At 29.2% G+C, this 14,218-nt stretch carries 12 protein-coding genes and 1 riboswitch; of the genes, 4 read left to right on the plus strand and 8 right to left on the minus strand.

What is annotated here, in order from left to right; translation table 11 throughout:
• Positions 1 to 43: 43 nt before the first annotated feature.
• The gene (gene glsA / locus Q0V24_RS00465; protein ID WP_297517446.1) at positions 44 to 961 is read right to left on the minus strand and encodes a glutaminase A; all 918 of its coding nucleotides are present in this window, start codon (positions 959 to 961) and stop codon (positions 44 to 46) included.
• Between the two features lie 164 nt (positions 962 to 1,125).
• On the opposite strand from glsA, the gene Q0V24_RS00470 reads away from it, so the two are divergent.
• Complete coding sequence (locus Q0V24_RS00470) at positions 1,126 to 1,668, plus strand: hypothetical protein (RefSeq protein ID WP_297517448.1); 543 nt, start codon at positions 1,126 to 1,128, stop codon at positions 1,666 to 1,668.
• Positions 1,669 to 1,755: 87 nt separating this feature from the next.
• A complete protein-coding gene (locus tag Q0V24_RS00475) occupies positions 1,756 to 2,991 on the plus strand; it encodes an aminopeptidase (RefSeq protein WP_297517882.1) in 1,236 nt (411 codons plus the stop codon).
• Positions 2,992 to 3,046: 55 nt separating this feature from the next.
• Here the strand turns inward: Q0V24_RS00475 and Q0V24_RS00480 are convergent, their stop codons facing one another.
• On the minus strand, positions 3,047 to 4,255 hold the full coding sequence (locus Q0V24_RS00480) for a hypothetical protein (RefSeq protein WP_297517450.1): 1,209 nt from the start codon (positions 4,253 to 4,255) through the stop codon (positions 3,047 to 3,049).
• A gap of 205 nt (positions 4,256 to 4,460) precedes the next feature.
• Here Q0V24_RS00480 and Q0V24_RS00485 point away from each other — a divergent pair, with 205 nt between their 5' ends.
• Positions 4,461 to 4,706, plus strand: coding sequence for a hypothetical protein (locus Q0V24_RS00485; protein WP_297517452.1), 246 nt, complete (start codon positions 4,461 to 4,463; stop codon positions 4,704 to 4,706).
• A 109-nt stretch (positions 4,707 to 4,815) separates the two neighbouring features.
• Here Q0V24_RS00485 and Q0V24_RS00490 read toward each other — a convergent pair whose 3' ends face one another.
• The 5 genes from Q0V24_RS00490 to Q0V24_RS00510 form a co-directional block, all read right to left on the minus strand.
• The gene (locus tag Q0V24_RS00490; protein WP_297517454.1) at positions 4,816 to 6,126 is read right to left on the minus strand and encodes a methyl-accepting chemotaxis protein; all 1,311 of its coding nucleotides are present in this window, start codon (positions 6,124 to 6,126) and stop codon (positions 4,816 to 4,818) included.
• 84 nt (positions 6,127 to 6,210) lie between these two features.
• Positions 6,211 to 8,205, minus strand: a complete 1,995-nt coding sequence (locus Q0V24_RS00495) for a methyl-accepting chemotaxis protein (protein WP_297517456.1) — start codon at positions 8,203 to 8,205, stop codon at positions 6,211 to 6,213.
• A 96-nt stretch (positions 8,206 to 8,301) separates the two neighbouring features.
• On the minus strand, positions 8,302 to 9,711 hold the full coding sequence (locus Q0V24_RS00500) for a sodium:alanine symporter family protein (protein ID WP_297517458.1): 1,410 nt from the start codon (positions 9,709 to 9,711) through the stop codon (positions 8,302 to 8,304).
• A 75-nt stretch (positions 9,712 to 9,786) separates the two neighbouring features.
• Positions 9,787 to 9,894, minus strand: a riboswitch (glycine riboswitch).
• A gap of 280 nt (positions 9,895 to 10,174) precedes the next feature.
• Positions 10,175 to 11,128: a D-2-hydroxyacid dehydrogenase gene (locus Q0V24_RS00505; protein WP_297517460.1), complete on the minus strand. Its 954-nt coding sequence runs from the start codon at positions 11,126 to 11,128 to the stop codon at positions 10,175 to 10,177.
• A gap of 177 nt (positions 11,129 to 11,305) precedes the next feature.
• A complete protein-coding gene (locus Q0V24_RS00510; protein WP_297517462.1) occupies positions 11,306 to 12,466 on the minus strand; it encodes a SulP family inorganic anion transporter in 1,161 nt (386 codons plus the stop codon).
• 258 nt (positions 12,467 to 12,724) lie between these two features.
• On the opposite strand from Q0V24_RS00510, the gene Q0V24_RS00515 reads away from it, so the two are divergent.
• Positions 12,725 to 13,441 (plus strand): TrkA C-terminal domain-containing protein, encoded by a 717-nt coding sequence (locus tag Q0V24_RS00515; protein ID WP_297517463.1) that lies wholly within the window; start codon positions 12,725 to 12,727, stop codon positions 13,439 to 13,441.
• Between the two features lie 16 nt (positions 13,442 to 13,457).
• Here Q0V24_RS00515 and Q0V24_RS00520 read toward each other — a convergent pair whose 3' ends face one another.
• Positions 13,458 to 14,177, minus strand: a complete 720-nt coding sequence (locus Q0V24_RS00520) for a polymer-forming cytoskeletal protein (protein ID WP_297517465.1) — start codon at positions 14,175 to 14,177, stop codon at positions 13,458 to 13,460.
• Positions 14,178 to 14,218: the final 41 nt, after the last annotated feature.

Below are 14,218 nucleotides of genomic sequence, written 5' to 3' on the forward strand. Positions count from 1 at the left end.
TAATTATTTATTCTTGCCACTTTGTAAACATATTATAAGTATCTTAGAAAATACTTAAATCTAATTCTTCTGAAAGATCTCTTAATATATTTTTTCCACCAATGCTATTTCCTTTATCATCAAGTGCAGGTCCATAAACTCCAATCCCCATTCTTCTTGGGACAGAAGCCATAATACCTCCACCAACTCCGCTCTTTGCTGGTATTCCAATATGTACTGCAAACTTACCTGAATCATCATACATTCCGCATGTAACCATTATAGTTTTTACTATTCTACACACATCTCTTGATATAACTCGCTCTCCACTCCAAGGTAAAACCCCTTCATTAGCAAGCATTGCTCCAAACTTAGCTAAATCTTCTGTTGTCACTTCAATAGAACATTGTTTGAAATATACATCTAAAACTTCATCAACATTCCCCCTTAAAAAGTTATTGCTCTTTAAGAAATATGCAAGTGCTCTATTTCTATTTCCTGTCTCACACTCTGATTTATAAACTTCCTCATTAACAGTAATATCTTCATTTCCTGTTACTCTTTTAGTAAACTCTAAAATCCTTTCAAACTTTTCCTCTTTTGAGTCACCCTCAATAAGAGAAGTTGTTACTATAGCACCTGAGTTAACCATTGGGTTATAAGGTCTGTCACTATGTCTTATTTCTAAATTTATTATACTATTGAAACTATCTCCTGTTGGTTCAACACCAACTCTTTCAAAAACATTATCTTTTCCATTATCTAAAATTGCAAGCATAAGAGATATTACTTTTGAAATACTTTGTATTGTAAACTTCTTATCTGCAAGTCCTGACTTATAAACTTCACCTTTAAGTGTAACCACACATATACCAAGGTCATTTTTATCTGCTTTTGCAAGTTCTGGTATGTATGTTGCAACATTACCTTCCTTTACAAGTTCTCTATTCTTTTCCAAAAAACTATCTAATAATTTTTTCAAAATTCATCCCCCTCTTTAACATTGTAAATTTTAAAACGTCTACTATTAAGCCATTTTTACAATACTTATATTATAAACGTAATCTTCATTATTATCTACTATTTAGGTTCCCATATCCCCTCTCTATCATATTTTAAAGTATAACATTTTACATGGAGAACAAAATGGAACTTAACTTAGATTTTATAAATAAATTAAATAATTGCCCAATAAAAAAATTAAAGAAAAACTATAAATTTCTTGGTGAGGGCATTGCTAGAAAAGTCTTCTCTCTTGATGATAAATATGTCATAAAAGTTGCTAAAAATGATGATGGCTATCACCAAAACTTTGTAGAAAGATACATCTATGGAAACTGTCCACCACACCTAAAAAAATATCTTTGCCCAATTTATTACTCAAATGACAGAATAATAATTATGGCAAAAGCTGTCCCTTATAATAAAATCCTTGGAAAGCATGCTTTTGTTAATCCTCGTGACTTTAGACCAGAAACAACTGCTGTAGAAGACTTAAAACAATTAATTAGTAGCTTCCACCTATACACAGAAGATATTTTTGCATCTCGCTCTTGGGGGGTTATTAATGGTGAATTCTTTTTAATTGATTTTGGATGTACCTCTGATTTTGGTGATATGTTTTATGATGGAATCAAAAATATTTATTACATGAATAAAAACACTAATGATTTGCCAAAAAATAATTAGTAAGTAATATAAACATATATTTGTTATTATCTATATATTTTATTATAATAAGCTTAAATATAATTTAAGAAAGGTGTGTAACGCATGATAAAAGATTTAGATTTATTATTAGAAAAATATGCAAGACTTGCAGTTCAAATCGGTATTAATATACAAAAAGATCAAGTTCTTGTTATAAAATCACCAATAGAATGTGCAGATTTCACAAGAAAATTAGTAAAAGAAGCTTACGAAGTTGGGGCTAAAGAAGTTGTAGTTCATTGGAATGATGAGCAAACAGGAAAACTTAAATTTGATTACTCTCCTATGGAAGTGTTTGAAGAGTTCCCACAATGGATTGTAGACTCAAACCTTTCATATGCTGAAAAAGGTGCTGCTTTCCTTAGTATCTCAGCTTCTGATCCTGAGCTTTTAAAAAATGTTGATCCCAAAAAAATATCAACATTTAGAAAAGCATCAAGTATCGCTACAAGAGATTTTAGCGAAAGACTTATGTCAAATGTAAACTCATGGTCAATAGTTTCTATACCTACAGTTGGATGGGCTACAAAAGTCTTCCCAAATGTAAGCACAGAGGAAGCTATAGATAAACTTTGGGAACAAATCTTTAAAATCGTAAGAGTTGATAAAGAAGACCCTATCGCGGCTTGGACAGAGCATAAAAATAACTTAAAAGAAAAAATGGATTTCTTAAATTCAAAAAGAATAAAATCACTTCACTACACAAATAGTATCGGAACTGATATAGTTCTTGAACTTCCTGAAAAACATTTATGGCTTGGTGGAGCTGAAGAAAATAAAGCTGGACATGATTTTATAGCTAACATACCAACAGAAGAAGTATTCTCACTTCCAAAACTTGATGGTGTTAATGGTATTGTACACAGTTCAAAACCACTTAACTATGGTGGAAACTTAATTGATAATTTCTCACTAACATTTAAAGATGGTTTAGTTGTAGATTTTACAGCAGAAAAAGGTTATGATACACTTGCTCATCTTTTAGACACTGATGACGGTGCTAAAAGACTTGGTGAAGTTGCTCTAGTTCCTTTTGACTCACCAATATCAAACTCAGGTGTTATATTCTATAACACATTATATGATGAAAATGCATCATGTCACTTTGCCCTTGGTAGAGCATACTCAGTATGTATAGAAAAAGGTGAAGATATGACAACACAGGAACTTGCAAAAGAAGGAGCTAATGATTCATTAACTCACGTTGACTTTATGCTTGGTACAAAAGATTTATCAATCATTGCAACACTTCAAAATGGAGAAACTCTTCAAATATTCAAAAATGGTAACTGGGCTTTTTAAGCTTAATATAAAAATATCCTTAGAACATATATGTTCTAAGGATATTTTCTTTACACTATTCAAAAATTTTAAGAAGTTGTTTAAATAAATCTACTATTGAGTCATTATAAACTATTTTTTTATCTTCACCTCTATAAATACACCCGCCATTTTTAAATCCATTCTCTACATCTGATTTTATTTCACTTAAAATCCTTTCATAGTGCTCTTTTTTTTCTTTAATAAACCCTATTTTTTTCTCATCTATTTTCCACTCATTTTGCAAAGCATTTATTGTTCTTCCCTCAGCAATCACATACTTTATTCTATCTTCTAAATCTAAAATTCTTTTACCATACCAAAATAAAATATTTTTGTATTGCTTTGTATTTAAAACATAATATCCTCTTCTTATATCTCTATTCTCTTTTGTATAATTATCTATTTTCAGTATAAACTCACTATTAGCCTGATATATCTTATTCCCATCTATATCTATATTAATATTTAAATTATCATCACCTATATACTCAATTATCATCTGTAATTTTTCTTTTATAATATCAGAAATATATATATTTCTTTCCTCTACAGTAACTTCCTTATACTTCATATCTAAGACTTTTGAAAATCTCTTTTTAGCTTCACTAATAATAGAATAACTTCCAGCCCAATCTATATGTATCATTTCTTTCTTTTCTAGTTCCACAAGCGTTTTAGCTATACTCTCTGTTGAAAAATAATCATCCATATTTACTATAGAAAACTTAATGAAATCCTCTATATCCTTCTTCCTTGTATTTTCTCTTTCTGAATTTGCAAAAAGATATAATAACTTCAATGTTTTTTTCACTAAATTTTTATTTTCAGTAAATTCTAGTGCAGTACTTTTTATATTTTCAACTTCACTCTCCTCCAAAATATTTTCACAATACTCAAAATAAATATCTATATTTTCAAAAACTATTGTCTTAACATAGTTAAAAATATATTCGTTATATTGTGCATTACTTCTAATACCTTTTTCTAAATCTATTCTACTATCTATATACATTCTATCATTTGCAACATACGATATTCGTCTATCAGAAATTCCATTATCACTAATTCCTTTAGCCTCTAAAATATCACGAAGATCTTCTCTATTATTTAAATACTCTTCTAAAGCACCTTTTATTCTAAGGGCTGCAACAATGCTTTCACTTTCATTAAAACTTTCTTTATTATTTATCAATTTATAAAATCTGTACCATTTTTCAAATGCTTTTTCAATTAAATTTCCCATATCTAGCCTAAATCCTCCCAAATCTTGAAACAAATCTCTATAAAATTATGTTTTCCTTTTAAATTATATACTAAATTATATATTTAAATAAAATAATCATAAAATCATTAGCTATAATCTTTTTTTTACATATATTATAATATAATAGCAGATGTATGCTATAAATATTGCGAACTTAAAAAAATTTTAAAATAAGGTGATACTAATGAATGATTACAACTCTAATGAGTTACTTACAGTAAAAGAACTCTCATTTATTTGCAAATATAAATTTAATTCAAAATTATCTGAAATAACTATCCGCAGTTATATATATAAAAATATAAAAGATGGTCATATAAAATCTATTTTAAATGATAATAAAACATTTGTACATTTTGGTGAATTTATAGAATTTCTTTCTAAGAATTACTCAAAATTGGGGTTTAGTTATAATCCAACAATAAATTAAGAACTATCAGTAATTAAAATTAACTAATAGCCTACTTCTTAAAATAACAAAAAGAACCTATAATATCGATTTTTTTAAGTATCTACATTATAGGTTCTATCTTTTTATGTTAAATTTTAAATTGAGATAAATTATCTTTAAGCTCTTTTGCCTTCTCTTCAATCCCCTCAGTAGCAGCTGTTAGTGTTTCCATAGTAGCACTTACTTCCTGTGTTGAGGCCGTAACTTCTTCTGTTGCTGCTGCAACTTGCTGTGATATCGAAGCTATTTGCTCCATTTCACTTACAACTGATTCTTTATTTACATTTATAAACTCAACAAAGTTTTTAATCTCAAATGAATTTTTATTTATGCCTTCCATATCAACTAAAATTTTATCAAATATTTCTTTAGTTTTTGTAACAGCCTCTTCTTGCTCTTTCATAACTAAATTACTCTCTTCAATTGCCCCTGTAGCTTTTTGTGACTTATTATTTATCTCATCAACAATTCTTTTTATTTCCTCTGTAGAATTTTTTGATTGTTCTGCAAGTTTTCTAATTTCATCGGCTACTACTGCAAAACCTCTTCCAGCTTCCCCTGCTCTTGCTGCTTCTATACTCGCATTAAGTGCTAAAAGGTTAGTTTGTTCTGTAATTTGTGAAATACTATTTGAAATTACATTAATTTTATTTGTACTCTTTGATACATCTAAAACAACACTATGGAACTCTAATGAGTTCTTTTTGCTTCTTTCATATTTATCTAAAAGTCCTTTTATTATTCTTTGACCATCTTCCTCTATAAGCTTATTTGATGACTCTGAGGCATTACTCATATTCTCACTAATATACATAATATCATTAAGTTGTGCTGATAAAGCTTCCATTGATGTAACACTCTCATGTACATTATTAGCCTGTTCTATAGCCCCTTTAGAGATTGATTCAATAGCTTTTGCAACATCTAAAGTAGATGCTGTTGTGCCCTCTGCCATTAAACTTATATTTTTTGATGCTGTTAAAAGAACTTCTGAACTATTATTTATATTACTTATAAGCGAATGCATTGTATCTATATTTATATTTAAGTCAGTTGCTAATTCTTCAAAATCATCATTTGTTCTTAACTCAACCTTATTCTTTAAATCACCTTTTGTTACATTAGCTAGAGAGCTCTTTAAAACTTTAAAACTTGACCCTATATCAGAACTTAATGATTTAGCAACCACAATAGATAAAATTAAACTTATAACCATTGATATCGCAACAGTTACTCTTATATCATTAAGATTTCCATTTGCTATGCCATGTTCATTTAATATACTCTTAGACTGAAAATATATAGTTAATCCTGTTATTAATTGAGTAGCTAAGCACACCTTTAAAATTGAAAAACTTATCTTACTTCCAATTGTCTTTTTAATCTTTTTTTCACTCATCTTTTTCCTCCAATAGTGTATATAAAATCTTCATATTACTATGCTTATCGTCATAATACAAATTTTATTTAGCCCTTTTATCAATTAAATTTTAAATTTACTCATTTCAGTAGAGAACTCATTTGAAATCTTTCCTAAATTATCAGTATATCCACTTAAGTCCTCCATACTAACACTCACTTCTTCTGATCCTGCTGTAACCTCTTGTGAACTAGCTGCAAACTCTTCTGCAATCTTTGATATTTCTTCTATATCTCTTACCACAGCTACCTTAGTTTTATTTATAGAATCAACTGAATTTTTTATCTCATTAGAGTTTCTATTTACTATATTCATGTCTAATAAAATCTCCTTAAATATTTCACTTGTTTTATCTACAACAGTTTCTTGTCTACCTATAATCTGAGTATTATCATCCATAGCATTTGTAAGTCTTTCAAACTTTTGAATAACTTCATCTACAATAGCTCTAATTTCATTTGTAGAAGTTTTTGATTGTTCTGCAAGTTTTCTTATCTCGTCTGCTACAACTGCGAACCCTCTTCCATATTCACCAGCTCTTGCTGCCTCTATACTTGCATTAAGTGCTAAAAGATTAGTCTGTTCAGTTATTTGTGAAATACTATTTGATATAGTATTTATTTTTGTTGCACTACTTGAAACATCTAATACTATATTAGAAAATTCCTTATAGCTCTCCTGTGTTAATTTAAAACTTGTATTTAAATCTCCAATTACTTTATTCCCATCTGCTTCTATCCTTTTATTTGTTACCTCAGATAAGTCACTCATACCATTACTTTTCTCTGAAATAGCTACTAATGAAATGGATAATATTTCTATTTGCTCGCTACATTCTTTGATTTTTCCAACCTGACTAATGCTTCCTCTAGCTATAACTTCAATAGCCTTAGAAATTTCTTGTGAAGATATTTTAGTCTCATCAGCCTTGTTATTTATACTATAGCTTGATTCAAGTAATATATCTTTGTTATTATCTATATTTTGTATAAGTCCTCGCATATTTTCTGTTGCCTTATTTAAAAGACTTGCAAGTTCTCCAAATTCATCACTACTATTTAAATCTATTCTATCTTTTAAATTACCAATTGAAATATTTTCAATCCCCTCTGATAATACCTTTAAACCTTTATTAATTCTCTTATTTAATGTTATTGATATAATGATAGTTCCTATTATCATTATTATCATAGACATTGCTGTATGTCTTCTTAAAGGATTTAAATCACTACCCATATCTTTTTTAGGTATAAAGCCTATAACACTTCCACCTGTTACTAGCGTATTATCATAAACTAAAATATTTTTATTCATTCCACTTCCTAAAATTTCAACACCTTGCTTCTCATCCATAAAGGCTACCGCTTCACCATACTTTTCAATACCACCTAATTCATTTGCTTCATTTGATGCTGCAATAAAATTATTTTCATGGTCTAATATTCCTATATAACCACTTTGATTTAAATTTATTCCTTCAACTTTTTCTCTTATTTTATCTATTCCTACTATAACTCCTATAATTCCAACAACTTCTTTATTACTATTAACCACTTTTCTTGAAATTCTTATAGTATCTTTCTTCATCTTCTCATGGTAGCTAACTGGTAAAACTAATCCATTATGCTCTGTTTTAATTAAATCGCTATACCATTCTTCTTTTTTATAATTTCTTTTTGTTGTATCAAAAGGTCCTCTATCACTATATAATCTACCATCTTCTGTCCCAAACATTATTCCATCTATATACGGAGTGTTATTCTTATATGTAGCAAGCAAATCTGAAATATCACTATCGCTCTTTGCAAACTTCATTACTTTATTAGCCCCTAATATATCTATAGAACCCATTATATTATCAAAATAGTGATTTAATCCTCTTGTAACTTCTTTTACAAGTGATAAACCACTTTTATTCATATTATCTAAATATAAGTCTTTACTTTGATAATATGTAAATATAGCTAACCCTTGTATTACTATACCAACTATAAGCATACTTACTGTAATTCTTGATGAAATACTTCTTGTTTTTTTTTCTTTTACTGTCTTTTGCATTTCTGCCTCCTAATAATATTATTCTAACTTCATACTATTATCGAGAAAAAAAAAGCTAAATTTAGATATATTAATCTAAATTTAGCTTTTTTTATTTTATTTATTTTTTAAAATTGCTTGCTTATTACTAAGTTCGATAAAGAAGTTATTAGTTTCTTCAACTACTACCTTCCTCAAACCTACTATTCCAACTAGGTTTGGAAATGCCATTAATCCATTTACTATATCTGCAACAATAAATATAGTCCCAAGTGGCAAGAATGCCCCAATTCCAACCAACGCTATATAAATTATTCTATAATACTTAATAGATTTAACACCCATTAGATATTCTGCACATCTTTCCCCATAATAATTCCATCCAAGAATTGTAGTGAAAGCAAAAAACATTAGCCCAATGTTTACTATATATGTCCCTACAATTTCTATTGGAAGTCCTTCATTAAATGCTGCTGTTGTCAGCGCTGCCCCTTCAAGTAAAGGGTTAGCATATGCCCCTGTGACAACAATAACTATCCCAGTCATTGTGCAGATTATTATTGTATCAAAAAAAGTTCCCGTCATTGATATAAGCCCTTGTCTTACTGCTGATTTAGTTTTCGCAGCTGCCGCAGCTATTGGTGCACTACCAAGACCTGCTTCATTTGAAAAAACTCCTCTTCCAACTCCGGCTTGTATAGCCATTGTTATTGTTATACCCATTACACCACCCATTGCGGCTTGTGGGTTAAAAGCACTTTCTATAATAAGTGAAATTGCCCCTGGTACTGCTTCATAATTTAAAGCTAAAACTAATAATACTGCAAGTATATATAGCCCAGCCATAAGAGGCACTACCATTTCAGATACCTTAGAAATTCTTTTTATCCCTCCAAAAGTTACAAGTGCCACAAGAATTGTAACCACAATTGCTGTAACCCACAAAGGAATATTAAAACTTATTTGAGCTGCATCTGCAATAGATTTAACTTGCCCAAAAGTTCCTATTCCAAAAAATGCAACTCCTATTCCTAAAAGAGCGAATATCTTCGCTAACCATTTAAGTCCTAGTCCTTTTTCAATATAGTACATAGGACCCCCAGCCATATTTCCATTTTCATCAACTTCTCTGTACTTTATTGCAAGAACACCCTCTGCATATTTAGTTGCCATACCAAAAAATGCGGCTACCCACATCCAAAATAAAGCTCCTGGTCCCCCAGCCTTAATAGCAGTTGCTACCCCTACAATATTCCCCGTACCAATAGTTGCCGATAATGCTGTACATAAGGCTCCAAAGCTTGATACATCACCCTTTGCATCATCATCTTCTAGTTCCTCATCCTTAGAAAAAATATACTTTATCGCAAGTGGAAGTCTAAAAATCTGTAAAAGTTTTAACCTAAAAGTTAAATAGACACCTGTACCAACTAAAAGTATTAAAAGTGGTGGTCCCCAAATAAATGAGCTCACCTGACTTAGCACATCATTTATTGATGTTGCCGTTAACGTAGTAAAATTAAACATAAAAAATACCCCCTTAAATTTCTTTAGGAGGGATTACGAAATAGACTACCCCAATTTTTAAAATTAGTTTAGTATTTCCTATCCCCTGTCCTTTTACCTGAGAGTTTCAACAAATTAAATTCTTAAATTAGAATTTGCCTTGCTCCTTCGGTGCTCATAATGAGTCTCTCCAGAGGCTCGTCCAGCATGGGTCCACTTTACCTGAAAGATTCCCATCTTCGGTGTATTATTTTCAAAATAATATCTCTCCCCATGCCTTCATCCGAACTCTATTCTTTTTTTCTTTACAACTAAATTTTATACTTTGTTTTTCAAAAAATCAATAGTTTTATTTACTTGAATTAATACTTTTTTCAAACAAGTTAATTTATAGATATATTTTTTATCTATTCCGTAATTGTAACCATTTTATTTTATTAATTTATTAAAAATAAAATATTTGAAAATTTCAGAATTCATTTTTCTATAATCTATTTCTTACCTCTCCATTATAAAAAGCACTAATATTTTCCATCATATCTTCAAACAATCTAGTTCTTGCTTCTAAACTTGCCCAAGCTACATGTGGTGTAAATAATAATTTATTTTTGTTTTTAACAGTTAAAAGTATATTATCTACCTTCATAGGTTCTGCTTCAAAAACATCAAGACCTGCCCCACCAATTAAATTCTCATCAATTGCTTTTGCTAAATCTTTTTCTACAACTATTGGACCTCTTCCAACATTAATAATAATTGATGTCTTTTTCATTCTCTTAAAACTCTCATAATTCATAATCCCATTTGTTTTATCATTTAGTGGTGCATGTATTGATATTATATCCGATTTTTCTAAAAGTTCATCAAAACTTACTCTTTCATAGTCATTGCTTGAATTTTTTCCTGAAGTTGAGTAATATATCACTTTTGCTCCAAAAGCCTCTGCAAGCATAGCTACTCTTCTACCAATTTTACCAAGACCTACTATCCCAAAAGTTTTACCTTCTACATCCATTATTGTTTGATCTAAATGTGTAAAAGTATCTGATTTTGTATAGTTTCCTTCTTTTATATAATTATCATAATACCCTAGCTTATTAGTCAAACTAAAAAGCATTGCAAATGTATGCTGTGCAACTGTATTCGTTGAATAACCTGCAACATTTGTAACCGCTATCTCTCTTGATTTAGCATACTCAACATCTATATTATTATACCCTGTTGCCATCTCACAAATTAATTCTAAATTTTTTGCTTCTTTTAAAGACCCCTCATCTAAAATTACTTTATTAGTTATTACTACATGAGCATCTTTTATTCTATCTCTTACCTCTTCATATGTAGTAAGCTCATATGATTTAAAGTTTCCTAAACTATTTAATCTATCAAAATCAAATTTCCCCATTGTCTTTCCATCTAAAAGAACTATGTTCTTCATTTTTCATCACCCCAATATATTTTTTTATCTCTACCTTTATATTACGAGCATTTAGTATACATTTGCAAGATATTTATTAATATTCATTGCCTCATAATTTAATAATCATCAAAAAAAAGTGAGCCTCCTTACTCTGGATGCTCACTTTATCATTTTTTAAATTTTTTTTAATTTAAGCTATGCTTTTCTAGCCTTAAAATATTTTATTACATAATATAAAATCATTCCTACTATAACACCTATAGCAAGGTCTGATGTTACTAAAACTACTATTACCGTAATAATCATAACTATTGTATCTGTAATTGGTCTTTTTGCTGCGGTAGTTATAGATGTCCAATCAAAAGTTGTTATTGCTATCATTATCATTACTGCTACAACAGCTGCAATCGGAATAAGTTTAACTATATTACTAAATAGAACTACATATAAAACAAGAAATATTCCTACTGCTAGTGTTGAAAGTCTAGTTTTTCCACCTGATTTTGTATTTATAAATGATTGTCCAACAAGTGCACAACCAGCCATTCCTCCTATTAATCCTGTGACAATATTACCAATTCCCTGACCAAAACATTCTCTACTTTTATTACTATCTGTTCCTGTCATATCATCTAATGCTTTTGCTGTAAGTAAACTTTCTACAGAACCAACTATTGCAAGTGATATTGCATATAAAATTATTATTCCTATATTTTTAGCTGTAAAAGCAATTTGCGGTAAATGTATTGTTGGGAATGTAAGTTCTATCCCTTTTAAATCTCCAAGATCTGACACATTTAATTTAAATATTAATACTACTATTGTGACAATAATTATTCCTATAATAGCAGCGGGTATTTTTTTTGTTAGTAATGGGAATGTATATATAACTAAAAGTCCTATCCCAACTAATATGTACATTACTAGTCCTTGTCCCTTAAAATAATGTATTTGATCTATAAAAATAAGTATTCCAAGTGCATTTACAAATCCATGCATAACTGCATCTGGTATGTATTTTACTATTCTTCCAGCCTTAAAAAGAGCAAATAATAATTGTATTATTCCTGTTGCTACAGTTACTGGCATTATAAATTCCACGCCATATTTTCTAACTACAATAGCTAAGACAAGAGCCATAGAACCAGCTGATGCTGATATCATACCTTTTCTTGCTCCAAATAAAGCTACCATAACTGACATAGCTAAAACTGCTAAAAATGAAACTGATGGTTCAACCCCTGCAATAAATGCAAACCCTATAGTTTCAGGTATTAGTACTAAGCCTATTACTGCAGCAGAAATTAAATCTGGACCTATGTTAGAAAACCAATCTTCTTTGATAGCTTTTAACAAAAATACCACCTCATCTTTCGTATATTTCTTTTAGTTCATATTTTGTATCATTTAAGTTACAAATTTAGACACATAATTTAAATTCTATATAAAAAAATATTTTATGTCAATAAACTAACTTCTTCTTTTTTATAATATTTCTTAGTTTTAATATAAATATTACTTTTTATTCATTACTCATATTAAGTCTTTTATTTTAATAATTTGTATAATTATTGTATACTAATGAAGTAGCTACTCAATAAAGGAGTGTATTTTTTGATTTTAGTATTAACATTTTTAATATTTTTAACTATCTTTCTAATAATAATAAACTTTTTTGCTATTTTATTTAGATTAACTGGAATTCCTATGCACAAAGCAAAATTTCAAGTTATCTCATTATTAACTAGTACAGGTTATACCACTAAAGAAAGCGAAATAATTGCACAACATCCTGTTAGAAGAAAAATTGCTAGTTGGCTTATGATATTTAGTTATCTTAGTACAGCTATCTTTATCTCATTTATCATACGAATAATTTCTCATGGTCTTGATGATGTAAAGTCTATGTCAATAACTGCTGGGTTTGTAGTTGGTTTTGCTCTTTTAGTTTTTTTAGTTATGAGAAGTTCAATTCCTGAAAAAATTGAATTAATTATTGAGCGACTTATTCTTAAATCAAAACGCTGGCATAATCTTCATGAAGATAAATTGATAAGTGTCTTTCAAAAAAAAGGTTATGGTATTTATGAAATTTATATAGGTAAAAGTAATTATCTTATTGGCAAAAGTATAATAGATAGTGGACTTAAAGATTTAGAAATACAAGTTTTAAGTATTGATAGAGGCGATAAACTTATTAATTTCCCATCACCTCATTATATTTTTGAAGTCACAGATAGAATTACAGTCTATGGGAATATGACAAATATACATAACAAATTTAATTACATAAAAGTATCTGATAAAATCAAAAAAACTCCATCTGTTTAATAGATGGAGTTTTTTATTACTTTTTACAAACTGTTTCTTTTACTTCACTTGATTTCGCAAATTCAAATTTTTCTAGGTACTCAACTTTCTCAACTTTGCAGTTTTCACCTATAATAACTTCATCTGCAACAATAAGCTTACACTCTGTATTTTCTACAAATACTTTTTCAGCTCTTATCTCATTACATTTAAATACAGTTTTTTTAAGTTTACTAAATAATCCTTTCTTGCCTTCCATTGTCTCTATATAGACTTCATCTGCAAGAATATCATTTACACTACTTTTTTCACTAAAACTTATATTAACATAATTGACTCTTAAGTCACTTGACATATCAACTCCACCAGCAACTTCAACTTTATCTCCTGTAAGAATACCTCTTGAAATTAATGCTCCACTTATACTTGCATCTGTAAACTTTATATCACCTTTTACACTTAGACTACCAGCCACTATTATCTCTTCACATATAAGTGTTTTAGAAAAACTTGCTGTTCCTTTAATATTTAGCATACCCTCTAGTACAACTTCTTTGTCAGCAGTAAAACTTCCTGCAACCATAAGACTTTCAGATTTTATATCACCTGTTATTTCTCCAACTCCATTTACTTCAACAACCGTTGCTTCAATATTTCCTTTTATTTTCCCCATACCAGACATTATGACATCATTGTAACTTCCACCATCAACAGTTTCAAATGCTTTTACTTCTAAACTTCCACTTAATTCTTTCATACTCTAACGCTCCTTATCTTTTCTTTTGTTTATAAATAAAA

The sequence above is a fragment of the uncultured Clostridium sp. genome (assembly GCF_947039605.1).
Lineage (GTDB): Bacteria > Bacillota > Clostridia > Clostridiales > Clostridiaceae > Sarcina.